General features: G+C 47.2%; 20 protein-coding genes and 3 rRNA genes. 3 read left to right on the forward strand and 20 right to left on the reverse strand.

Annotated elements, in window-relative coordinates:
• Positions 1 to 30 precede the first annotated feature (30 nt).
• The 3 genes from QF049_RS20300 to QF049_RS20310 all read right to left on the reverse strand — a co-directional run bounded on the left by QF049_RS20300 (position 31) and on the right by QF049_RS20310 (position 2,826).
• Positions 31 to 1,317, reverse strand: coding sequence for a hypothetical protein (locus QF049_RS20300; protein ID WP_307540098.1), 1,287 nt, complete (start codon positions 1,315 to 1,317; stop codon positions 31 to 33).
• Entirely contained in the window at positions 1,314 to 1,892 is a 579-nt protein-coding gene (locus QF049_RS20305; protein WP_307540100.1) for an RNA polymerase sigma factor, read from the reverse strand. The genes QF049_RS20300 and QF049_RS20305 overlap by 4 nt, the downstream gene beginning before the upstream one ends.
• Positions 1,893 to 2,085: 193 nt before the next feature.
• Positions 2,086 to 2,826, reverse strand: a complete 741-nt coding sequence (locus QF049_RS20310) for a class I SAM-dependent methyltransferase (RefSeq protein WP_307540102.1) — start codon at positions 2,824 to 2,826, stop codon at positions 2,086 to 2,088.
• Between the two features lie 162 nt (positions 2,827 to 2,988).
• Here QF049_RS20310 and QF049_RS20315 point away from each other — a divergent pair, with 162 nt between their 5' ends.
• Together QF049_RS20315 and QF049_RS20320 are read left to right on the forward strand one after the other, a co-directional pair.
• Positions 2,989 to 4,347: an MATE family efflux transporter gene (locus QF049_RS20315; RefSeq protein ID WP_307540104.1), complete on the forward strand. Its 1,359-nt coding sequence runs from the start codon at positions 2,989 to 2,991 to the stop codon at positions 4,345 to 4,347.
• A 380-nt stretch (positions 4,348 to 4,727) separates the two neighbouring features.
• Positions 4,728 to 5,150 carry a hypothetical protein gene (locus QF049_RS20320; protein ID WP_307540107.1) on the forward strand — a complete coding sequence of 141 codons (423 nt, stop codon included), beginning with the start codon at positions 4,728 to 4,730 and terminating at the stop codon, positions 5,148 to 5,150.
• A gap of 159 nt (positions 5,151 to 5,309) precedes the next feature.
• Here the strand turns inward: QF049_RS20320 and rrf are convergent.
• The 9 genes from rrf to QF049_RS20365 all read right to left on the reverse strand — a co-directional run bounded on the left by rrf (position 5,310) and on the right by QF049_RS20365 (position 16,536).
• Positions 5,310 to 5,426: ribosomal RNA gene (gene rrf, locus QF049_RS20325) — 5S ribosomal RNA — on the reverse strand.
• A gap of 74 nt (positions 5,427 to 5,500) precedes the next feature.
• Positions 5,501 to 8,428: ribosomal RNA gene (locus tag QF049_RS20330) — 23S ribosomal RNA — on the reverse strand.
• Positions 8,429 to 8,746: 318 nt separating this feature from the next.
• Positions 8,747 to 10,299 (reverse strand): 16S ribosomal RNA (locus tag QF049_RS20335).
• The 16S, 23S and 5S rRNA genes sit together here, the layout of an rRNA operon.
• Before the next feature lie 547 nt (positions 10,300 to 10,846).
• Entirely contained in the window at positions 10,847 to 12,067 is a 1,221-nt protein-coding gene (locus QF049_RS20340) for a TraB/GumN family protein (RefSeq protein WP_036613154.1), read from the reverse strand.
• Between the two features lie 153 nt (positions 12,068 to 12,220).
• On the reverse strand, positions 12,221 to 13,516 hold the full coding sequence (locus QF049_RS20345) for an ABC transporter permease (protein ID WP_307540111.1): 1,296 nt from the start codon (positions 13,514 to 13,516) through the stop codon (positions 12,221 to 12,223).
• Positions 13,509 to 14,411: an ABC transporter ATP-binding protein gene (locus QF049_RS20350; protein WP_036668607.1), complete on the reverse strand. Its 903-nt coding sequence runs from the start codon at positions 14,409 to 14,411 to the stop codon at positions 13,509 to 13,511. The genes QF049_RS20345 and QF049_RS20350 overlap by 8 nt, the downstream gene beginning before the upstream one ends.
• A 20-nt stretch (positions 14,412 to 14,431) precedes the next feature.
• Entirely contained in the window at positions 14,432 to 15,328 is an 897-nt protein-coding gene (locus QF049_RS20355; RefSeq protein WP_307540113.1) for an ATP-binding cassette domain-containing protein, read from the reverse strand.
• Between the two features lie 15 nt (positions 15,329 to 15,343).
• Complete coding sequence (locus tag QF049_RS20360) at positions 15,344 to 15,733, reverse strand: GntR family transcriptional regulator (RefSeq protein ID WP_036613231.1); 390 nt, start codon at positions 15,731 to 15,733, stop codon at positions 15,344 to 15,346.
• A gap of 89 nt (positions 15,734 to 15,822) precedes the next feature.
• Positions 15,823 to 16,536, reverse strand: coding sequence for a hypothetical protein (locus QF049_RS20365; protein WP_307540116.1), 714 nt, complete (start codon positions 16,534 to 16,536; stop codon positions 15,823 to 15,825).
• 200 nt (positions 16,537 to 16,736) lie between these two features.
• On the opposite strand from QF049_RS20365, the gene QF049_RS20370 reads away from it, so the two are divergent.
• Entirely contained in the window at positions 16,737 to 17,066 is a 330-nt protein-coding gene (locus QF049_RS20370; protein ID WP_307540118.1) for a hypothetical protein, read from the forward strand.
• Positions 17,067 to 17,176: 110 nt separating this feature from the next.
• Here the strand turns inward: QF049_RS20370 and QF049_RS20375 are convergent, their stop codons facing one another.
• The 8 genes from QF049_RS20375 to map all read right to left on the reverse strand — a co-directional run bounded on the left by QF049_RS20375 (position 17,177) and on the right by map (position 24,469).
• The gene (locus QF049_RS20375) at positions 17,177 to 17,548 is read right to left on the reverse strand and encodes a hypothetical protein (protein WP_036613171.1); all 372 of its coding nucleotides are present in this window, start codon (positions 17,546 to 17,548) and stop codon (positions 17,177 to 17,179) included.
• A 142-nt stretch (positions 17,549 to 17,690) separates the two neighbouring features.
• On the reverse strand, positions 17,691 to 18,155 hold the full coding sequence (locus tag QF049_RS20380; protein WP_307540121.1) for a DUF420 domain-containing protein: 465 nt from the start codon (positions 18,153 to 18,155) through the stop codon (positions 17,691 to 17,693).
• 33 nt (positions 18,156 to 18,188) lie between these two features.
• On the reverse strand, positions 18,189 to 19,112 hold the full coding sequence (ctaG, locus tag QF049_RS20385; RefSeq protein ID WP_307543353.1) for a cytochrome c oxidase assembly factor CtaG: 924 nt from the start codon (positions 19,110 to 19,112) through the stop codon (positions 18,189 to 18,191).
• A gap of 108 nt (positions 19,113 to 19,220) precedes the next feature.
• Entirely contained in the window at positions 19,221 to 19,541 is a 321-nt protein-coding gene (locus QF049_RS20390; RefSeq protein WP_036613178.1) for a cytochrome C oxidase subunit IV family protein, read from the reverse strand.
• A gap of 3 nt (positions 19,542 to 19,544) precedes the next feature.
• Complete coding sequence (locus QF049_RS20395; protein WP_047840264.1) at positions 19,545 to 20,171, reverse strand: cytochrome c oxidase subunit 3; 627 nt, start codon at positions 20,169 to 20,171, stop codon at positions 19,545 to 19,547.
• Positions 20,168 to 22,018 (reverse strand): cytochrome c oxidase subunit I, encoded by a 1,851-nt coding sequence (gene ctaD / locus QF049_RS20400; RefSeq protein WP_373428355.1) that lies wholly within the window; start codon positions 22,016 to 22,018, stop codon positions 20,168 to 20,170. Before ctaD ends, QF049_RS20395 begins: the two co-directional genes overlap by 4 nt.
• Before the next feature lie 71 nt (positions 22,019 to 22,089).
• Positions 22,090 to 23,142 carry a cytochrome c oxidase subunit II gene (gene coxB, locus QF049_RS20405; RefSeq protein WP_047840266.1) on the reverse strand — a complete coding sequence of 351 codons (1,053 nt, stop codon included), beginning with the start codon at positions 23,140 to 23,142 and terminating at the stop codon, positions 22,090 to 22,092.
• A gap of 565 nt (positions 23,143 to 23,707) precedes the next feature.
• On the reverse strand, positions 23,708 to 24,469 hold the full coding sequence (map, locus tag QF049_RS20410; RefSeq protein WP_307540125.1) for a type I methionyl aminopeptidase: 762 nt from the start codon (positions 24,467 to 24,469) through the stop codon (positions 23,708 to 23,710).
• Positions 24,470 to 24,534 lie beyond the last annotated feature (65 nt).

Below are 24,534 nucleotides of genomic sequence, written 5' to 3' on the forward strand. Positions count from 1 at the left end.
GAAGTAAATTGTAACATATAAGATCAAGCTCTATAACTCGCCTCTGGTGATCATCTTGATCCGTCCATCTTCCCTGTATTCAACCTGAAAAATATCCGTGCTCGACTCCAGTTCAAATGTGACCATGCCTGGATGGTCAGGATTACGGTGAAGTTTATACGCTTGAAGATCCATTTTAAATATTTTTTTAATTATAGGTTCTACTTCTCGTCTAAGAAGAGACTCCTGTATGTTATATAGTTCCTGATAATAAGCCTCTATTTCTTCCCAGTCTGCAAAGTCTTGCTCATAATGATTGGCATCCCCAACCGTATAACCCAAGCCCTCTTTTCCGTCGGTCATCTGGACAAAGTAGTTATCTTTAAAGGAAAAGGAGACTGTATCCTTGCCGAGTTCATCATCTTTGCTTCGGCTTGCTCTTACCAGATCAAGATTGGCTTTACCAGACAGAGCCTCAATCGCGTTTCTGGCATCCGCCAGTGCTGCCTGTGATATTTGATCAGGTCTAAGGTCGCCTGTGATCGAAACAGCCTTATCCTGCTGCCATACAATCTCCCCATAACCATCGCCAGTCTCATTCTCTAACGCTAATGTCGTATGTGATATCGGCTCCAATTCCCCTTGCTTCATACTCACATAACGTTGTACTGCTACAGGTTTAAGCGTTGGCGTACTGCCTATACTTTGCAAAAGCGATGGAACTTGACGCAGATAACGGTGTTCCAACTCGCTCGGCTGCATCTCACGTCTCATTCCCACTTCACGCAGATTTCCTGTTGTTGCATCGAGCCATATCTGTGCATACTCCTTCTCGCTTTCATTTCCAGCCTCTACATATATTCTGCCGGACACAGGCAGGTCTTCCACTTTCGTAATCTTCAGCTGTTTACCCAGATCGTCTCGCATGGTAGTCGCAACATTTCTTTTCATTTTGTCGGTTAGCAAATTCGTGTTCAAACCATCGGATAACTGTAACGCTGCTGTCGGATAGACCTGCTCGATCACGGGTTTCACCAGCTGTCCATCATCCCAGATCCATAGGAACAATCCAGCAGCAATAACCAACGCACCCGTGCCGGCAACAAGAGGCCCTCCTCTTCTAGGGCGACGCTTGTGTGAAACGTTGCCTACTTGCGGTCTAAACGGCCTGGATGACCTGGAACTGTCCTCTGACCTATCTCCCTTGCTTCCCTCTTCCGACTTCTTCATCCACTCCACCTGTTGAAGCACCTTTCGCTTGTGATCCTCTGTAAAAGGAGACGACGCAAACGGTTCCTTCCGGATTTCATTCTCCCATTGCTCATCCTTGTGTCTCATTTGCTTCGCTCCTCCCATTGTTTTCGTACCTTATCCTTACCTCGGGATAGTCTGGATTTTACTGTGCCTGAGCTGATTTTCAACATCTCAGCAATCTCACTCGTCGTAAGCTCATATTTCAGATTCAGCAAAAGAATTTCCCGGAACTTCTTTGGCAACGCCAGAACAATATCCCAGATTTCATGGATATGCTCCTTACGCATCACTTCCATCTCGGCCGAAGGATGTGCAGGCTGCTCTGCAATCATGACTCTATGGCTCGAACCCTCACGCTCTGTCTCAATGGGTAACGTCTCTCCCCACAGACTGCTACGAAAAAATCTGGATTTTCGATATGTAAAAGTGGTGTTTCTAGTAATCGTCAACAGCCATGTTTTCAATGAGCAATCTCCACGATATTGAGCGATCCCTGAGTACGCCCGAATAAATACCTCCTGTGACAATTCATCTGCCTGTTCGGCACTTTTGGTCAGAAAATAAGCGTAATTCCACACGTCATTTCCGTAGTCATCCATTATGCTGCTAAGTGTGTAATTGTCTATAGTCTGAGCCTGTGCCAGTAATTGATCATCCAACTGTTGTTCACCTCACTTAATATGACTGAGTCTAATGTGGTTTGGTTCCCTCTTTTGGACATTATTTTTTATTATTGTAGCAAAATAAAAAACAGCATGTTCAACATCACTGAACACGCTGATTCCTTCAAGTTTACTTAGTTAGAAATTTCTATCAGAAAGCTTTTAGGCGAACGCTCCACACGTATCATTTTCATCGTGATACTTTGACCGCAGCAATCATCAGAAACATCGGTCTCCGATTCTCGTCTCTCATGCCTGGAACCAGTTCGATCATCTCCGGTGATGGTTTGGATTCGGCCACCTTTTGAATAGCAAACCCAGCCTTAATCAGTTCATTGAGATGTGTTGCCAGTGTGCGATGATATTTGACCACATCCTGACTCAAAAAGTTCGCCACACGTCTGCCTTCATCGTGGTAATCATCCACGGGCCAGTGTAGGATCTCACCTTCGGGTCCGTAATGCCAATCCTGCGCAGCGCGAGCGGTGAAGATGGGATGTTCGGAGGATAGTACAAATGTGCCCCCTTCAATAAGATAATCATTGATCTTAGCGTACACCGTGTCTAACCGTTCAATATAATGCAAAGCAAGTGAACTGATCACAACGTCGAATTGTCCCGGTGCAAAATCAATATCTTCAATCGCCAGCTGCTTGTACTGGATCTGCGGGTCGTCCGTCATTTCACGAGCACGCTGAAGCATATTTTCAGACAGATCTACACCGATCACTGAACTCGCTTTTTGTTCACGCGCATACCGGCAATGCCACCCAAAACCACATCCCAAATCCAGCACACGTTTGTCCTTCAAATCAGGCAAAAGAGTCTGCAATTCATGCCACTCCCCGGCTGCATCCAGCCCTTGAACGGAACGAGCCATCTTACTGTAGTTATTGAAAAATTCAGCTTCATCGTATTTATTTTGTTTCATCAAGAGATTCCTCCCGCCTTATAAATATCCACCTACTCTATCACATAAACGATATTTAAACGTAAAAGTTGCCAAGAGAATTCATGGCGTGTTATCATACAGAACGAACGTTCAGTATTATTAAATACAGAATGAACATTCAGTTTACTAACGGAGGTCATTATGAATACGAATTGGACGCATCCATTGGAAGGGCAATCTGTAGGTAAAGCTTTTATAAGCTACCTCGTGCCTTCTGTATTGGGGATGCTGGTAGTTGCTTTTAATTTTATTATCGACGGCATTATGGTTGGACACAAACTGGGTTCTACCGCGATGGCCGGGATCGGCATTGCCTCACCTGTCTACACGCTTTTTGTTGCCATGTCGCTATGGATTGGTATGGGCGGGGCAACTTTGTACTCTAACGCTATGGGTAGAAAAGATATCACATCAGCCAAACAAATTTTCACCAAATCCATTATGCTCATTATGCTAGTTACGTTGGCCATTGGATATACTGCATTTACGTTCAAAGACAAGCTGGTATACTCCCTCGGTGCTAATGCCGAGACCTTCCCGTTTGCTTCGGACTATATGAATATCATGTTATTGTTCGGGTTCGTTTTCACCATTGAGAATGCACTCTCTGTCTTTGTACGAAACGATGGGAATCCCAACACATCCATGTACGCTCAGATTACGTTTGCTGTGGCCAATATCATCATTAATTATGTAACATTGTATGTACTCGAATGGGGTGTACGCGGTGTGGCCCTCGGTACAATTTTATCGGCGTCTCTTGCGCTACTTGTCCTGTTCACTCATTTTTTCAAAAAAACAAATAATCTCACGCTCACCCGGTTCAAATGGAACAACAAACTGCTGGCTTCCCTGCTGCTCATTGGTTTCCCCAGCTTTCTGGCTGAACTTGGCATGTCGGTCTTCTCTGTCTCTCACAATATCTCCATGGACCGCATTGCGGGCACAGATGGTGTAGCATCCTTTACCGTGTTGAACTACATTCATGGTGTTGTATTGTTGGCTTTCCTAGGTCTGGCATCCGCTGCCCAACCTCTGATAAGCTATTATCACGGTGCAAGTCAGGTTAAACGGGTACAACAAACGATACGGTTAGCCACCAAAACGGCTCTCACATGCGGTCTATTGTTACTGGTTGTTGTTCAGATCGGTGCACCTTATTTCGTACAAATTTTTGGAAACTTCAGTAGTGGCGTAACGGATAATGCCGTTTACGGATTACGTATATTTACATTTGCCTATGTGTTTATGGGTGTTAACTTTGTCATGAGCACCTATTTCCAATCTGTAGGTAATGCCAAAATGGCCATCTGGATTACAGCTGCGCGTGAAATGATCATCATGATTGCGTTGATTGCAGTCCTGCCTTCATTCTTTGGTGTCACGGGTGTGTGGCTTGCCATACCGCTGTCCGAAATGCTGGTTCTCGCAACCATAGCCGTGTACTATAGAAAACGATCCCTTACGGATCGAATAAACGCGTTGCGTCCTGATGAGTAGTCATAATGGATTAAATGAACGTATAGAGAAAAGATATAGCCCTCCTCGGTCTACATAGATCGGGCAGGGCTTTGTTATGCTTAAAGCAAATATAATCAGAACCAAATATCGTATCGTCCATTGTGCTATTAACGGTTGCTTGAATAGTATAACTATAGAAAATGTGAATGATATATGAATAAAGTATATATTTAACAAAAATAGGATATAAAACTCTCTTTATATAATTGTATATATTTGTTAATTGGAGTATGGTTGTCTTGTCAAACTATATTCGGCGCCAGACCTCCCCTCACTTTTATCCTAGGAAATGACTGTGAGGAAAGCTACTGCGAGTATCATCAATCTCGAATTTTTATATGAAAAGGAGATGTTCGATTGTGAAGAAATATCAAAAAACTGCAATTTCAACTCTCTCTTCCATGGCTTTGCTCCTAGCATCTGTTCCAGCGGTATTTGCTGATGATATGTCTATGCCTATAATCCCTTCACAAGATGCACAGATAAAACAGGAACAAGAAGCTACTATCTTTGCCCAAAACCTTTTAGTAGAGTATTTCGATGGAGGTTACTCAACGGATATCTATTTGAGTGGAAATGTCACGTTTTCTTTTCTTCCTCGTTCGACTGGGGAATATGTATTTAATGTTGTTGATATGAGTGGAAATTTGAAGGGAAGTGGACGAGTAATCGCATCAGACTTGAGAACGAAAACCATCACTTTAAGGAATCTGTATGGTTACCATAAAATCGTAGGGTACTCACCTAATGGTGGGGGAGGAGATTACCAAATTCACTATTAAAATATACTAAATCGTAGGAATCACACTGTATTTGTTTACTTATGGAATGATATACAGCGCAGGGGGAGACCTATCGGCTTTCACTCAATTCTTTATATGCAATGTATAACATATTAACAAAAAAAGACACACTCGATATAATCAAGTGTGTCTTCTATTGCTTGGCGGCGTCCTACTCTCCCAGGACCCTGCGGTCCAAGTACCATCGGCGCTAGAGGGCTTAACGGTCGTGTTCGGGATGGGTACGTGTGGAACCCCTCCGCCATCGCCACCAAACGCATAGCTTACATTTCAGAGATCGTTCTCTGAAAACTAGATTCGAAACGAAACATGCGAATTATCACTTGCTATTGGATAAGCCCTCGACCGATTAGTACTGGTCAGCTCCATGCATTGCTGCACTTCCACCCCCAGCCTATCTACCTCGTCGTCTTCAAGGGGTCTTACATACTGGGAAATCTCATCTTGAGGGGGGCTTCACGCTTAGATGCTTTCAGCGTTTATCCCGTCCGTACATAGCTACCCAGCGGTGCTCCTGGCGGAACAACTGGTACACCAGCGGTACGTCCATCCCGGTCCTCTCGTACTAAGGACAGCTCCTCTCAAATTTCCTACGCCCACGACAGATAGGGACCGAACTGTCTCACGACGTTCTGAACCCAGCTCGCGTACCGCTTTAATGGGCGAACAGCCCAACCCTTGGGACCTACTTCAGCCCCAGGATGCGATGAGCCGACATCGAGGTGCCAAACCTCCCCGTCGATGTGGACTCTTGGGGGAGATAAGCCTGTTATCCCCAGGGTAGCTTTTATCCGTTGAGCGATGGCCCTTCCATGCGGTACCACCGGATCACTAAGCCCGACTTTCGTCCCTGCTCGACTTGTAGGTCTCGCAGTCAAGCTCCCTTATGCCTTTGCACTCTTCGAATGATTTCCAACCATTCTGAGGGAACCTTTGGGCGCCTCCGTTACTCTTTAGGAGGCGACCGCCCCAGTCAAACTGCCCACCTGACACTGTCCCCGCACCGGATTACGGTACCAGGTTAGAACCTAGATACGATCAGGGTGGTATCCCAACGTTGCCTCCACACAAGCTGGCGCTCATGTCTCTCAGGCTCCCACCTATCCTGTACAGATCGTACCCAAATTCAATATCAAGCTGCAGTAAAGCTCCATGGGGTCTTTCCGTCTTGTCGCGGGTAACCTGCATCTTCACAGGTATTAAAATTTCACCGGATCTCTCGTTGAGACAGCGCCCAAGTCGTTACGCCATTCGTGCGGGTCAGAATTTACCTGACAAGGAATTTCGCTACCTTAGGACCGTTATAGTTACGGCCGCCGTTTACTGGGGCTTCGGTTCACAGCTTCGGGATTGCTCCCTAACCACTCCCCTTAACCTTCCAGCACCGGGCAGGCGTCAGCCCGTATACTTCGCCTTACGGCTTCGCACAGACCTGTGTTTTTGCTAAACAGTCGCTTGGGCCTTTTCACTGCGGCCCCCTCGTGCTATTCACACTACCGGGGCACCCCTTCTCCCGAAGTTACGGGGTCATTTTGCCGAGTTCCTTAACGAGAGTTCTTCCGCGCGCCTTAGAATACTCTTCTCGCCTACCTGTGTCGGTTTGCGGTACGGGCACCATCACCTGGCTAGAGGCTTTTCTTGGCAGTGTGAGATCATGACCTTCGCTACTATAATTTTCGCTCCCCATCACAGCTCAGCCTTACAATGTGCGGATTTGCCTACACATCAGCCTTACTGCTTAGACGGACATCCATCAGTCCGCGTCACTACCCTACTGCGTCCCCCCATTGCTCATAACGGCTTACGGTGGTACAGGAATTTCGACCTGTTGTCCTTCGACTACGCCTTTCGGCCTCGCCTTAGGTCCCGACTTACCCTGAGCGGACGAGCCTTCCTCAGGAACCCTTAGGCTTTCGGCGGATCAGATTCTCACTGATCTTTTCGTTACTCATACCGGCATTCTCACTTGTATAATGTCCAGCGCTCCTTACGGTACACCTTCAACCCTTATACAACGCTCCCCTACCCCTGATGCAAAGCATCAAGCCATAGCTTCGGTGGTGTGTTTAGCCCCGTTACATTTTCGGCGCAGAGTCACTCGACCAGTGAGCTATTACGCACTCTTTCAATGGTGGCTGCTTCTAAGCCAACATCCTGGTTGTCTGTGCAACTCCACATCCTTTCCCACTTAACACACACTTGGGGACCTTAGCTGATGGTCTGGGCTGTTTCCCTTTTGACAATGGATCTTAGCACTCACTGTCTGACTCCCGGAAGTAAGTCTATGGCATTCGGAGTTTGACTGAGCTTGGTAACCCTTGCGGGCCCCGCACCCAATCAGTGCTCTACCTCCACGACTCTGTTTTCCGAGGCTAGCCCTAAAGCTATTTCGGGGAGAACCAGCTATCTCCGAGTTCGATTGGAATTTCTCCGCTACCCCCACCTCATCCCCGCATTTTTCAACATGCGTGGGTTCGGGCCTCCAGTGCGTGTTACCGCACCTTCACCCTGGACAGGGGTAGATCACCCGGTTTCGGGTCTACGTCCACGTACTCATTCGCCCTATTCAGACTCGCTTTCGCTGCGGCTCCGGCTCTTCACCTTAACCTTGCACGGGAACGTAACTCGCCGGTTCATTCTACAAAAGGCACGCCATCACCCCTAAAACGGGCTCTGACTTTTTGTAAGCACACGGTTTCAGGTTCTATTTCACTCCCCTTCCGGGGTGCTTTTCACCTTTCCCTCACGGTACTGCTTCACTATCGGTCGCTAGGAAGTATTTAGCCTTGGCAGATGGTCCTGCCGGATTCATACGGGGTTTCACGTGCCCCGCACTACTCGGGATCCGTCTCGGAGGGAACAGACTTTCAACTACAGGGCTTTTACCTTCTTTGGCGGGCCTTTCCAGACCTCTTCGCTTAACCGGTTCCTTTGTAACTCCATGTGAGACGTCCCACAACCCCAAAGAGCAAGCTCTCTGGTTTGGGCTTCTCCGCGTTCGCTCGCCGCTACTGACGGAATCACTATTGTTTTCTCTTCCTCAGGGTACTTAGATGTTTCAGTTCCCCTGGTATGCCTCTACACAACCTATGTATTCAGTTGTGAGTAACTGGAAATTACCCCAGCTGGGTTTCCCCATTCGGACACCCCCGGATCAAAGCTTGCTTACAGCTCCCCGAGGCAGTTTCGTTGTTCGCCACGTCCTTCATCGGCTCCTAGCGCCTAGGCATCCTCCGTGTGCTCTTAGTAGCTTAACCATTTTGTTCCGGTTTCGGTCGCTCGCTTCCCTTGGTTTGGACTGCGTCCAAATCCAAAAGTCGCTCTCACCCGATACCATCACAAAAGCAATTTAACTACCTTTATACACTTGACTTGTTTGCACAAGTTCAGCTTAAAGGAATGTTCTAATTCGCGTTTGTTTCGTTTCGATATCTAGTTTTCAAAGAACAAGCTCCATGCAAAAGCAAGCTGTTTTGAGAGTTTGAGCTCTCAAAACTGAGCAACGAGTGAGTAACTAGCCGACCTGGCTAGATTTTATATTTGAATGTTTCCACTCGGGAAACGATTCTCCATAGAAAGGAGGTGATCCAGCCGCACCTTCCGATACGGCTACCTTGTTACGACTTCACCCCAATCATCTATCCCACCTTCGGCGGCTGGCTCCTTGCGGTTACCCCACCGACTTCGGGTGTTATAAACTCTCGTGGTGTGACGGGCGGTGTGTACAAGACCCGGGAACGTATTCACCGCGGCATGCTGATCCGCGATTACTAGCAATTCCGACTTCATGCAGGCGAGTTGCAGCCTGCAATCCGAACTGAGACCGGCTTTGTTGGGATTGGCTCCATCTCGCGATTTCGCAGCCCGTTGTACCGGCCATTGTAGTACGTGTGTAGCCCAGGTCATAAGGGGCATGATGATTTGACGTCATCCCCACCTTCCTCCGGTTTGTCACCGGCAGTCTATCTAGAGTGCCCACCCGAAGTGCTGGCAACTAAATATAAGGGTTGCGCTCGTTGCGGGACTTAACCCAACATCTCACGACACGAGCTGACGACAACCATGCACCACCTGTCTCCTCTGTCCCGAAGGAAAGGTACATCTCTGTACCGATCAGAGGGATGTCAAGACCTGGTAAGGTTCTTCGCGTTGCTTCGAATTAAACCACATACTCCACTGCTTGTGCGGGTCCCCGTCAATTCCTTTGAGTTTCAGTCTTGCGACCGTACTCCCCAGGCGGAGTGCTTAATGTGTTAACTTCGGCACCAAGGGTATCGAAACCCCTAACACCTAGCACTCATCGTTTACGGCGTGGACTACCAGGGTATCTAATCCTGTTTGCTCCCCACGCTTTCGCGCCTCAGCGTCAGTTACAGCCCAGAGAGTCGCCTTCGCCACTGGTGTTCCTCCACATATCTACGCATTTCACCGCTACACGTGGAATTCCACTCTCCTCTTCTGCACTCAAGTCACCCAGTTTCCAGTGCGATCCGGGGTTGAGCCCCGGGATTAAACACCAGACTTAAATGACCGCCTGCGCGCGCTTTACGCCCAATAATTCCGGACAACGCTTGCCCCCTACGTATTACCGCGGCTGCTGGCACGTAGTTAGCCGGGGCTTTCTTCTCAGGTACCGTCACCTTGAGAGCAGTTACTCTCCCAAGCGTTCTTCCCTGGCAACAGAGCTTTACGATCCGAAAACCTTCATCACTCACGCGGCATTGCTCCGTCAGGCTTTCGCCCATTGCGGAAGATTCCCTACTGCTGCCTCCCGTAGGAGTCTGGGCCGTGTCTCAGTCCCAGTGTGGCCGATCACCCTCTCAGGTCGGCTACGCATCGTCGCCTTGGTGAGCCGTTACCCCACCAACTAGCTAATGCGCCGCAGGCCCATCCCCAAGTGACAGATTGCTCCGTCTTTCCAGTTCCCTTCAGGCGAAGAAAACAATTATTCGGTATTAGCTACCGTTTCCGGTAGTTGTCCCAAACTTGAGGGCAGGTTGCCTACGTGTTACTCACCCGTCCGCCGCTAACCATCAGAGAAGCAAGCTTCTCATCAAGTCCGCTCGACTTGCATGTATTAGGCATGCCGCCAGCGTTCGTCCTGAGCCAGGATCAAACTCTCCAATAAAGTATTGAAAAGAGCGATAAGCTCATTTTGAATCTGACGAGATTAAAAATCTCATTTGTGCTCCAGTCGATCCAAGCCAAAGGCTTGTTTCCAACTTTCGCGTTCATTCTGCAAGCAGAATGTTTACTCACTCGTTGTTCAGTTTTCAAAGATCAAACTTGTTTTGTTACCGAATGTCGTTCTCTTCAGCAACTTTCATATCTTATCACATCCGCACCAACTTTGCAAGCTCTTTTTTTAAGTTTCTTTCGAAGCTTATTTGATTTGCTTGCCGCACAGTGTATCTCGTGTTTTTTTGGCCGGAAATAGAATATACCATGTAGAACACACACTTGTAAAGAGTTAATTTCAAAACATATCAAATCCACGATCTAACCATATTAAGGACCTTCAATCTACAATGAACTCTTAGGTTCAATTGTATTATTCTGCAGCTTGATCTTCTATATTTAATCTGTCTTTCTTCTATAATATAAGAAGGTAACCCTCTCAACTCTCATATTCGAGACGAAAGGGTTACCTTCTATAGTAATCTATCTATATTTATTTATTTACGTTCTACTTTATATCCTTTATCTTCAAGCAGTTTCACGATGCCGTGATCACCCAGGTAGTGTGCCGCGCCAACAACAATGAAGTACTCCTCGCCTTTGCCGTTTTTCAAGTAACCATCAATTTTGTCCGCCATACCAATGTTACGATCAACCAGCATTGCTTTGTTATATTCCTCGTTAGTGGAGAAGCTATTTGTCAGTTCAAGCAATTGCTCGTCATTGCCCGTTTTCCACATCTCAGCCATTTCTTTCACACTGTTATCCAACACGTCGAAGTTTTCGATTGTCGCTTTCAGTGTTTCCTCTTGTGTTTCTTTGGAAAAGTCGTTAAACATGCCAAGTTGAGATTGATAACTCTCCAACTCAATAACTGGAAGTTTGCGCTCGATCGCTTTCTGGATGAAATACAGATCCACTCCTGCTGACGCTTCGTATCCTGCCGTTGTGGACTTCAAACTTGCAAGTGTGCTCTCTACTACCCAAGGCTTAAATGCATCCAAAGCGTTAGACTCCAGACCATTTTTCTTCAATACATCACCCAGCTTAGTATACGTTTCACTGGAAATGTGGTCTTTCAGTGTTGTTCCATCTTGATACGAACCCAGACTTAGAACCAGCTTTTGCTGCTCTTCATCAGCGGCTTTGCTAATATCAATCTCCACCCCGAGATAGTCAGCTTCCGCAAAGGCTTCTTCAAACTCCGGACGCAATGGATAAAAGCTCTCATCAGCAATATGCATGGACCCTACCAGATAGACCGTGTTGCCATTGCTTTCAACTTCCCACATGAAGCCACGTCCACCGGTTTGCGCAGTTTCAGTTGCTCCCCCTTTGGATACCAACAGCACGGTGCGCGTTGCAGCATCCCAGCGAACTTCATAACCTGCAGCATCACCGACGATGCGGATTGGTGCATACGTTACACCGTTGATCCGTGTAAGCTTGCTTTTGAGTGTAATCGTTTTGCCATCTACTACAGCCGTGATCGTATCATCTGTCGCAGTTGTTAGCTTCACGTCCATAGCATCCAGCGTAGTCCGCAGCGGAACTAATGTTGTACCTTTCTCCAGGATTGGTGCTCCTGTAGCATATTTCACAGCTTGGTCATTAACCTTGACGGAAGTTCCTTGTGGAGCAGCCATGGCTGGTACTGCAGACGCGAGCAACCCTACCGAGATTGTAAGAGATAAGAGCATGCGTTTCCAATTCTTCATGTTATGTAATCTCCTTTATTGAATATAGTTGCCAATCCAATTTTTAATAGAATAGACATACTTAGATACTACGGTTAAAGATGGGAATTGGTGCCACTCCAAAACGGAGCAGCACTTTATCCAATCCCTCCTCCTCCCCTTCAAACACTCAACCTAGATCTTATAAGCCTTCATCGCTTTAAACAATTCCTTAAAGGTTGGGCGTTTACCGTACATCAACACACCTGTGCGATAGATTTTGGCTGCAAGCCATCCGAAAACGATAATGGATACAATGAGAATCGCTAAGGACGTTAGAATCTCCCAAGTTGGCGCAACTCCTGCGCCGATTCGAACCAGAATCGCGGTCGGCGACGTGAATGGAATGAAGCTTGCGATTTTCAACAACAGAATGTTCGGCGTAGAAATACTGAAGATCGCAATATAGAAGGAAACGAGCGACAACATCGTAATCGGCAGAACAGCCTGACCGAGTTCTTCCGTACGGCTTACCATTGAGCCAATGGCAGCGAACAACACGGCATACAGGAAGTAGCCCAGAATGTAGAATATGAGTCCATACACAATAACCGCAATATTCACATCACTCAGATTCATATTGAAATCACCTAACACTGCACGGTTATGCGGTAGTAAGATATTTCCGGCAACCACTGCTCCGAAGATTCCAATTTGCAGCATACCTACCATGAAGATCCCGATGATTTTACCAAACATCTGACTGAGCGGTGATACACTTGTAATCAGAATCTCCATAATACGTGAGCTCTTCTCAGCTGTGATCTCGGAGGCAATCATGTTACCTGTCATCATCGTCGAGGTAAACAGCAGGATGATCAGCAAGTACACCACAATATAGTTAATCGGGCTCATTGCACCTTCAGACTCAGTACCTGCTCCGCTCTCATCCGTACTCAAACTTTGCTCGGTGAGCTTCACAGGTGTTGTAATCAGTTCCTTCTGCTCCGCTGTGAGTACATCCTTCACAACCACATCCAGCTTCACACTCTGCAACGCTGCTTCAATGGATGCAATGATCTGAGGTGATACGTCTTCTGCTGAATATAGAATGGGCTGCGGGAACTCTTGCCCGGAAACAGCTTCAAACTTCAGATAACCATCGGTAAGTCCTGCTTCCACATCCGCCGCAAGAGCAGCCTCATTTTTGTCACCACTGGCAATGAATCGATAGGCCTGATCTCCTTGAGCCGCAGAGAAGCTCTCCAGTTTCTCCGAAACTTCAGGCTGTCCTGTACTCAGAAGACCGATATTTACAGGATTGTTGCTGGAAGCTCCGCCAATGGGACCCCCGTTGAATAAGGTAATGAAATACGGAACATTGAGTCCGATTGAAATTAAAAGTGCAAGTACAATGGTCGTTACCATGAATGATTTCGTTTTAACTTTGTTTTTGAATGTAAAACCCGTAATCGTTCCCATTTTATTCATTCGACTCACCTACCTCACGAATAAAGATTTGGTTAAGCGTTGGTTCCTTCAGTTCAAAGTGTTCCACTGTCGTCTGAGTCATGGCTGTTCTCAGAATCTCTTGAGCCGCTTCCACCTGACTAATATGTATCAGGTACCCACGCTCATTCCGCTCGACTTTCTTCACACCAGACAACTGTTCGAGTCCTTCCACACTACCAATCGTACCCAGGAATACCTGTTCACGCGGATACCGGCTCTTGATCTCCTTGATCTCTCCTTGAACCACCGTGTTAGAACGATGCAGAATGGTGATCTGACGACACAACTCTTCAACGTGCTCCATACGGTGTGTTGAGAACAGAATGGCCGTGCCTTCGTCACGCAATTCTTTGACGGTGGACTTGAGTAATTCCACGTTCACAGGATCCAGTCCACTGAACGCTTCATCCAGAATTAGAATCTGCGGTCTATGCACTACGGCTGCGATAAAGCCCATTTTCTGCTGATTACCTTTGGATAACTCCTCGATCTTCTTATCGTAATACTCAGGTACCTCAAACCGATTCAGCCAGTACTTGAGACTCTGATCTGCGTCCTTACCATTCATGCCACGAAGTCGTGCCAGGTAATTAATCTGTTCGCTGACTTTCACCTTCGGGTACAATCCGCGCTCTTCCGGAAGATAACCCATAATCTGTTGCAGCTCCGTATTATAGGGCTTGCCGTTGTACAGGATATTCCCTCCGTCAGGGTGAATCAGTCCAAGCACCATACGCATTGTTGTTGTTTTACCTGCACCATTGGCTCCGAGCAGTCCGTAAATCTCCCCCTCTTTTACATTGAGCGTGACTCCATTAACAGCTGTTTTGTCTGCATATTGCTTGACGACTTGCTTCAATTCCAATCGGTTCATCATTTATCGTCTCCCTTCGGTTATTTCCACTGTACGGGTGCATACCCGGCAATCCAGAATGCCAGCACTTCATCCAATTCCAAGTTACGGATTTTAAATACCCGGTTATTGGACAGCTCCAGCCTCTCCTGCGCCTCGCTGACCCGGGTTGTAATTACGCGAACCAGACCTCCCTCTTCCAAAGAAGACTCCACAACACCAGGAATACTTTCTGGCCTTAAATCTCCTTCATACCAGACTTCTTTCCACTGATCGAGCACCATATCTTTCTCGGCCATCCCCAGTGACTGACCACGGTGCATCAATACGATGTAATCCGCAAGCCTTTTGACTTCGTCTGCAATATGTGTGGCAATCAGAATCGTGGTGTCTCCCCCCGCCATGAAGGTACGGAACTGCTCAACCATCACTTTCCAGGCAAAGGGGTCCAGTCCTGATGAAGGCTCATCCAAAAGCAATAGTCTTGGGCGAGCTGCAATTGCAGCTGCAATCTCAAATTTTCGCCGTTCTCCCTTTGACATCTTGTTCAGCTTCACATCAATAGGTACTTCCATATCATGAATCAGTTGGTCGAACAACTTCATATCCCAACGTGGGTACCAGTACGCCCGGAAATGGGCTGCTTCCTGTGCTGTTATCCGGTTCTCTTCTGAACCAGCGTTATCTGCTACAAAACCAATCTGTTGTCTCAGTTCAATGGGAAGCGGCCCCTCATGTTCCTGACCAAACCATATAATCTGCCCAGCATCTGGCAGCACCACTTGCTGTAACATGTTAAGAAGGGTGCTTTTGCCTGAACCGTTGTGACCGAGAATAGCGACTATATACCCTTCGGGGATGGTCAGATCAATTGGGCCAATAACTCTGCGTTTTCGCATTTTGGATACGCCGTTCAACTGGATTGCTATGGGTTCCACGTATGAATCACTCCCTTACTTCACGTAAATAGCCTTCAGGACTTCCCGGAACAGGCTCTCCATCTCTTCTTCCGTACAGCCTACCGATTTCCCGGACTGCACCGCTGCCTGCATCGCTTCCTGTGCGGCCTTTAATCTATAATTTTCTCTGTCGCCGGCTTCTACCTGAGCCACAAATGTACCTGTCCCCTGCTTCGTACGAAGCAAGCCTTCATTCTCCAGATCCTGATAGACCCGTCTAACCGTAATAACACTGCAATTCAGTGCTCCGGCGAACTCACGAATGGACGGCAAATGTGTTCCCTCCCCCAACTGACCTGTAATAATTAATGATCTTAACTGATTTTCAATTTGGTGGTATAAAGGTTCAGCGCTATTTTCATTAATTTGAATGGGTATTTTCACATCTTGCACCTCGCCCTCCGGTACACTCCAGTCTGTTACCTGACCGTGCCGGTTTCATCCTGTATTCGTACATAAGCTCAATTCTCATTTTAATTCAAATCCCGATGAACCAGCTTCTTCAGCGTAAAACGACTAGACAGCCATAATCCCGCTACGCCAGCCACCAGAGAAATCCACATGATCGGGGAAAGCAGCCCCCATGATTTACTTCCATCCATTACAATCCGCAATCCGTAACTGCCTGACATTCGAATCAGTATGGATATGCCAATGGCGACTGGTATAAAAAGCGTACTGAGAAGCAAGTATTTCTTGCCACTGTTCAGAAACTCTCCGTAAATATAAAATCCTGTTACCAAAAGGCCATAACCTGTACAGGTAAGGCTAAATGCCAGATACTGATCCCATCGGAATCCTTCGGCATGAAGGTTAACCACGTATAACGATCCGTAGAAAAAGATTCCATTGTACGTAAACGCCATCAGAGACTGCTGTAGCCTGGACCACATCACCACTTGTTCAGGGATGGGAATTCTACGATAGTAGGCCAGCATCTGCGTATAAGAATCCTCATGTATGTAACGGAAGGAGCGCCTGCAGAACATAAATCCTTGAAATGGCAACATAATCAAAAAGAAGGAATCCACTACTGGATTAATGAAATCTGTCTGTTGTTGTCCTACTAACATCACACCGCTCATGCCGCCAGTGTATATCATGAATATTGCAGACCATAGCCATTGGAGCTTATCCTTACTCATCTGGCTGCGGGTCAACCACCACGCCTGCTTCCATTCGTTCATATGCATGCCTGCCTTTCACCTGTCATTCACTCATGTTGCTTACTGTGATTACTGTATATATCAATATACACAGTATATAGACCCAATCCCCATCCCGTCAACCCTTAATTTTCCTGAATCAGGAAGACGGGATGGGACACAGTACGAATTTACGTTAAAATAAATTATAGTAATGAATCAAAGAAAGGAAGGTTACAGCTATGGATTGGCTGGTAGAGATCGGATTTGTCCTCCTTTTCCTTATCGTCGTAATATGGTTGGTCCTCCGGGATGAGCCTCATCGTCATTCTGCCAAAAAAGGCAGACACCGCATCCGCCGTAACAACGGTTATACCGACTCTGCTTCGGGATATCCGGTCATTACAGGAGATGACTCCTACGATCGACATTCCAGACACACACCGGATCACAAACATCATGATTCGGATTCTTCATCAGGTACACATTCTCATCACAACAGCGATAGTGGTAGCAGCAACGACAGCAGTGGGGATAGTGGCGGCGGAGACAGTGGGGGTGGCGGGGATTAAACATCATTCCCCAATCACAAAAGAAGGGCTGTACCCATTATTGTGTAAACACAATTCGGGTACAGCCCTTTGCCGTTCTCTAGCACCTGTTTACAGAAGAGGTCTTACGATTAAACGAGGTTGTAACCACTAGGCAGACTGCGATCCCTACGGATTGCGCGAATCTGAGCCAGCGTTAACCGTTGATTGGTGGAGATCAGGGATTCCACATCATTGCCACGGATCAGATCATCCAAATCTCTCAAGTTGGTGTTGCCACGGAAGACCCGGAATCCACCTTGGAAGTTAGGACGTGTAAACACAACCAGTGTTGCATTGGAACTTGTTGAGAAAAAGCGCAGGCTCTCCACCCCATCCAAAATATTGTCCAGGTTGCGGAGCCCCGTATTGCCACGATAGATGCGGCTTCTCCCTCTGTAGTTCTCTTCTGAATACACGGTAAGACGTGGATACGTTTGACTGACATTGACTGTTTTTTTCATTTTGTTTCCCCCTCTCGAACTCATTCTATGAATGAATGAGAGAGGAAGAGTGGACGAATCATCTACTAGATTCGTCCATTTTCATATTGTCAGAAGGTTATAGCGACGCACGCACGAGTAGCCAGAGGCTATATCTATACTCTTATACGCCGAGGATAGCTTCCCATACCGGACGTGTATGACCACCAGGATATAAGAGATATAGAAGAACATACACAACAACACCTGTTAGCGCTGACCCGAACCAGATCATGGACGTGAACTTGCCCCAGCGGCGATGTGTTCCAAACTTCTTTTTGAACCCCAGCACCAGTGTGGAGATGCCGAATATCGCTGCCACGGTAGCGAGGATAATATGAAAGATCAGAAATATCCGATAAAAGATCTCCAGATCCGGGTCCCCGCCCCAAGCTGTATTGCCCACGAACACTGTACGAGACATATAAATCACAAAGAAGATTAGAGCTGCAATCGCACCTGCTACCATGGCGGACTGATGAGCCTCACGTTTACCCCGAATAATCAGTACCCATCCAATCCCCACCAGTACTGCACTAATCACAATGAAAGAAGTACTGATCGTTGGTAGCCAAAAATACATATCCATCGTGTGTTCCCCCTCTTGTCAGAACATTACTCATTATTTGGCAGCCGGATTGAGCGGCCCCCCTGCGCCCCCTGCAGGATACGAATCATCATCTTCTTCCTGCTTCTCTTTCCGATACCATTGGAAAAAGACATAAGCCAGCATGGAGGCAAAGATTCCTTCCTGAATAAACTTCATTACAATGCCACCGACCTGCTGATCTTCCTTCGCGGAAGACAGAAAGTTGAAGAACGCAGGCCCACCGAATGAGCGAAGTAACGCCGTAGAATCTCCAGACACACAATACCGCATTGCTTCAGCCCATACGGCCGGGTTGCTGTACGTCTGATACAACGGCTCGGCCGCAAAAATAATCAATCCACACGCAGGCGTAAGCAGTACCATATTCAGAAAAATAAAACCGATCTTGGATAACCCCGATGCTTGTCTGCCTTCTGGCAACGGATTCAGCAATGTCCACCACATGAGCATCGAGGTGATGAACAATGCAATATAATACAACCGGTGAACGGTAAAATTCAGCATGACGTAATCATGTACAATCGGTAGGTGATACAGCGAGAACAGCCCGTTAAAGAGCACTGCCGCAACGATCGGATGAGCCAGGAACGATAGCTGTCGTGTAGGCAACCAACGTACGATTCTGCGCCATACCCAGATCGGCAAACCTTTCATCATCAGCGGCGGGGCTACCAGATAGGAGAACGCCATGCTCACCATGTGGAAACTAAACATCACGTGACCAAGCAGATTAAATGGTCCAGCTTGAGCCAGATACAGGACAAACAGCCCTGTAATAAACATGATTTTCTGTGCAGTACTCGCAGGTTCTGCATCCTTTATTTGTTCGCTTAACGGTCCCACAAGCACCAGATAAGCCGCAGCAATGATCAGAAATACAGCCAATATAAGCGGACTCCATAAGTCGTTAAAGCTAAAATATTGCAACCCGAGCATACGGGAAACCTCCCCGTGACCTGATTTGGTTGTTGCCTTCATTACTTTGTGAAGATTCATTCGCCAAAAAGGGGAAAAGACGGCAGCAATGCGCCGCCGCCATCTCTTTTACCACCAGACCCAATAGAGTGCCATAATGATGCACGTAAAGGCTACGAAAAAGCCAAAGGCCATGAACAGAATCGGCATCAAGTGCCCTTTGTCCTTTAAGTGCATCCAATAACCCAACTGAACGAATACTTGAAGAATAGCCATGACGAGCAAAATAATAATGATAAAGGTTGTGTTGACCCCTCCGGCAGAAGCAGCCGCAAACGCAATCAGCGTGAGAATAATGGAGAAGATAAACACCACGACGTGTTTCTGTGGCCCTTCCGTCCGGTGACGGTGTTTCACAGGCTGTTGATCTGTCTTATCCTGTGCCGACATGTGCTACCCCACCTTTCCGAGCAGGTACACGACCGTAAAGATGAACACCCAGACCACGTCAATAAAGTGCCAGTACATTGCGGAGACGTATACTTTAGGTGCGGTTACGACCGTCAATCCTTTTTTGAACAGCTGACCGATAATGATTCCGATCCACACAATACCAAAAGCAACGTGAGCTCCGTGGAACCCGACCAGTGTATAGAATGCTGAACTGAATGCACTCGTGGTCATGCCAAACTCTTTATGTTTCACATACTCGTAGAACTCGTAAATTTCCAGGGCGAGAAATCCCATACCCAGTACTACCGTGATGCCAAGCCACAACGCCAGTGCATCTCGCTTGCCCTTATGCATGGCCTGAATCGCAAATACACTTGTCAAACTACTGACCAGGAGAATGAACGTTGCAGCGGCCACAAGTGGCAAGTGGAACAGTTCATTCGCCGTAGGTCCATCATTGGTTTGGCCACGAAGAGCCAGGAAGGTAGCAAAGAGTGTACCGAACAGTACCGTCTCGCCGCCAAGGAACAACCAGAAGGCGATAAGCTTGTTACGGCCTTCCAGCGTTGCTTTCTCCGGTTCATGCGGCAATTTGTCGTTCACCGGTTCGGCATGTGAGGTTGTCATGTTCTAGCCCCCTTCTCATCCTGATCCTCCGGTTCAATATGCCAGCCATGATCATCATAAAGTGAACGAAGTGCCATTGCGCCAAATGTGATTACGAGACCAATAATAACTACAATATAATTGTTAAAAATGACATTCATAAATGCATTACCAAATTCATCCTTGCTGAACATCAAGCCAAGTCCGGCGATAAAGATACCTACTGACATTACAAACGGCAACGGCGTTGCTGAAGGCATATGAATCGAACCTACAGGTTCTGCCGGTGTCATCTCCGTATGTCCTGCCATTTTTTCCTTCCAATATGCATCAATTCCGCGTACCAGCGGCGTCTGCTTGAAGTTATATTCAGGCGGCGGAGATGGAATAGACCATTCCAGTGTACGGCCGTCTTCCCACGGATCGTTTGGCGCGCCAGCCGGTTTTCTCATTGTGATTACGATGTTCACGAGGAACATGATAACCCCAACACCCATTAGAAACGCACCGACGGAGCTGACCAGATTGAGCAGGTCAAAGTCCTGATTCGGCAAGTATGTAACGATCCGGCGCTGCATCCCCATCAGACCGAGGAAATGCTGTACAAAGAACGTTAATTGGAAACCGATCATAAATGTCCAGAACGTCCATTTGCCCAGTGTTTCGCTGAGAATACGTCCGAACATCTTCGGCCACCAGTAATGCAGTCCCGAGAACAATCCAAGTACGAGCCCCCCTACAATAACGTAGTGGAAGTGGGCTACAACAAAGTACGTATCATGGAACTGGAAGTCTGCCGGAGCAGATGCCAGCATGACGCCTGTAACACCACCCATAACGAAGGTTGGAACAAATCCAACTGCGAACAGGTTTGCCGCGGTAAAGCGGATCTGTCCACCCCACATCGTAAAGAGCCAGTTAAAGATTTTGATCCCGGTAGGTACGGCAATCAACATCGTGGAGATGGAGAAAAGCGCGTTGGCTACATTACCCAGACCTGTTGTAAACATGTGATGCGCCCATACCATGAAGCCCAGGAAGGCAATCAGGATGGTGGCAAATACCATGGAGCTGTATCCGAACAACCGTTTACGCGAGAAGGTCGGAATAACCTCCGAGATAATACCAAATGCCGGCAAAATCAGAATGTATACTTCCGGGTGCCCGAAGATCCAGAAGATGTGCTGCCAGAGTACCGGGTTACCGCCACCTGCTACATCGAAGAAATTCGCTCCCAGTATACGGTCAAACGTCAAAAGTACAAGCCCTACCGTGATGGCAGGAAAAGCAAAAAGGATAATGGCAGATGTAATAAATGTCGTCCATGTAAACATCGGCATCCGCATGTAGGACATGCCTGGAGCACGCATTGTAATAATCGTTGCGAGAAAGTTAATGCCCCCGATGAGCGTTCCCAGACCCGCGATCTGAAGACCGATGGTGTAGAAATCCACACCATGCGTTCCACTGTACTCACTGCCCGAAAGCGGCGTATATGAGGTCCAGCCCGCATCCGGTGCTCCGCCCATAACCCAGCTCAGGTTCAACAACAATCCACCAAACAGGAATGTCCAGAAACCCAACGCGTTAAGAAACGGGAAAGCAACGTCCCGTGCCCCGATCTGCAAAGGCACGACAGCATTCATAATGGCAAAAATAAGTGGCATGACACCAAGGAAAATCATCGTTGTTCCATGCATTGTAATCAATTCGTTGAAGACCTGTGCCGATACAAAACTATTCATAGGCTTCATCAGTTGAATCCGAATCAAAATGGCTTCAATGCCGCCGATTCCAAAGAAAAATCCACCCGCAACCAAATAAAGAATGGCGATTTTTTTGTGATCGACGGTGGTGATCCAATCCATCAAGCCCCTGTACCTCTTGACGCTATGCGCATGAGCCAAGGTTGTGTACCCCCTTCTTCGTCCTTGCTGTTCTATTCATAGTCCAATTTGTAGTTGGCCAGATATTCGGCAATTCCGTCGATTTCTTCATCCGTCAACCCAAGATCTTTGGGATTCGGCATGGTATTGCCCGGCTTCACGGATTGTGGATCATGGAGCCATTCTTTCATGTTATCCAGTACCGGACTACCTTCTTCCTGTCCCTCGCGAGAATTCAGCAAAATGCCTGCGACAGATTCCTTGCCGCCGATTCCCGTCAGGTTAGGTGCAACCGGTCCACCTTGATCACCAACAGCGTGGCAAGAAAGGCAGTTTGTTTTGAACTTTTCGGCCAATTGAGTGTCTTCAGGAAGGACTGCGGGTGCTTTCATCTGGTTCACCCATCTGTCAAACGATTCCTGACTCACTGCTTTTACCTTAAACTCCATGAAAGCATGCGATCGGCCACATAACTCGGCACATTTACCGCGGTAAACGCCTTCATTCGGTGCAGAGAAACTGAACTTGTTAAGTGTTCCATCCGGGTTTGTGTCCATTTTGCCCGCAAGTGACGGCACCCAGAAGGAGTGAAGCACGTCAGCGGTTTTTAATTCGAATGCGATTTTTGTTCCGGTCGGGATGATGAGATCTTGAGCGGTGGTTACGTCATATTGAGGATAAGTGAATTCCCACCAGTACTGATGTGAGGTGACTTGGACCTTAAGTGCGTTTTTGTCATTGGACAGATCTTCGCCTTGGGCAAAAATCGTTTGGACCGTCGGTACTGCCAGAACAATAACCAGCAATAACGGAATGGCTGTCCATATTACTTCCAGCTTGAAATTACCTTCAACCTGTTCGGGCATCTCAGTCTGCCCGGCTCGTCTACGAAACCGGATCAGAACATAGGCCGCTATGGCAAATACAATGATGAGCACCACGATCATAATCGCGATGGATAACTTCATCAGATCATATTGGCCTTGCGCTACAGGACCCTGAGGTTTCATTACCGACAAGTCTTCCCGCCCGCATGCGGATAGCAGCAAAGAGAACACCGCCAGCAAGGGGAGAATTCGCTTTGCAACCTGCCACTGTTTCATCATTGATCTACCCCACTTTTTTACGTTTTCGTAGATTACCGTTGTCGTTCGGTAGAAAGGCAACAAAAGGTACGTTTCAGCACGATACGCATAATCCTCTTCATCATACAGAACGCTTACAAAAATAACGCTTCCAGTACTCCCGTGATTTCCTGCTCAGGGCATGTCTGCGCATTCTTCCAATTCATTCTATATGCTTCAATCACTTATTAAATATAAGTTGAGGGTATGATTTTGTCAATCTTTGGACACATGTTCACAAATTGTTCACTTTATGTAAAAAACCGCTCTACAACTTGATTTGCAAACGATTTCAGTTAAAAGTATTACACTCTACATTTGAAAATTTTTGCCAAATTTCGGTGATAAAACTCGATTTATTGGTGATTTTTCTCACAATGAAAACATGTGCTATTATGCAAAAGAAAGATCAGAATTTATGGAAAACCTCTTCCATATCCATTCAGAAGACATGCCTATCGCTCCATACCGCCATCTTCAAGCTCAAAACAGCATGGAGCATTTGGGAGAAAGTTCAACTCAAGCCCTCTTCTTCATTGACTTCATCTCACGTGCCATCGGTCAGAATCAAGGGGCCATTCCCAGTAATCGCAACCGTATGCTCATACTGGACCCCCCAGCTGCCATCTACCGTCCTTACCGTCCATCCATCTTCATCCCACACAACGGCCCCGGAACTGCCCTTTGTAAAGATTGGTTCAATCGTAATAACCATGCCCTCTGTGAGCATCGTGCCCGTTCTGCGTTTGCCGTAAGGCAACACATTTGGGGGTTCATGAATATATTGACCAATCCCATGACCAATGAGAGGCTTCACGATTCCGTACCGATACAATCTGGCTGTTCGTTCAATGGCACTTCCAATATCTCCGAGTGTATTCCCTGGAACTGCCTGGGCAATCGCCCGCTCAAGTGCCTTCTCCGTGCGTCTCATCAGCTTGCGAATGGATCTGTTTGTTTCACCAATTCCATAGGTCCAGGCCGAGTCAGCAAGCCAGCCGTCTTTGTTCACCACCATATCGATGGTTACTACATCCCCACTCGTCAGCTCCTCTTCCCCCGGAAATCCGTGGCAGACCACTTCATTAACAGAGGCACACGTCGCGTACGGATATCCTTTATACCCTTTTTGCTCCGGTGTGGCTCCTCGTGCTGCCAGAAACTCTTCCACCCGCTCATTAATCTCTTCTGTCGTGATACCGGGGATCATCCACTGCTCAATATGCTGGTGACAACTTCGCAAAATTCGTCCAGCTTCCCGCATGTAGCCAATCTCTTCTTTTGTTTTCAAAATAGGGTCCACATGCATTCATCCTTCCCGCTTTAGGTGTAATCCCATATATATGCAGCAGGAACGCAAAAAAAACCGCCTGC

This window comes from Paenibacillus sp. W4I10 (assembly GCF_030816325.1).
Taxonomy (GTDB): domain Bacteria; phylum Bacillota; class Bacilli; order Paenibacillales; family Paenibacillaceae; genus Paenibacillus; species Paenibacillus amylolyticus_B.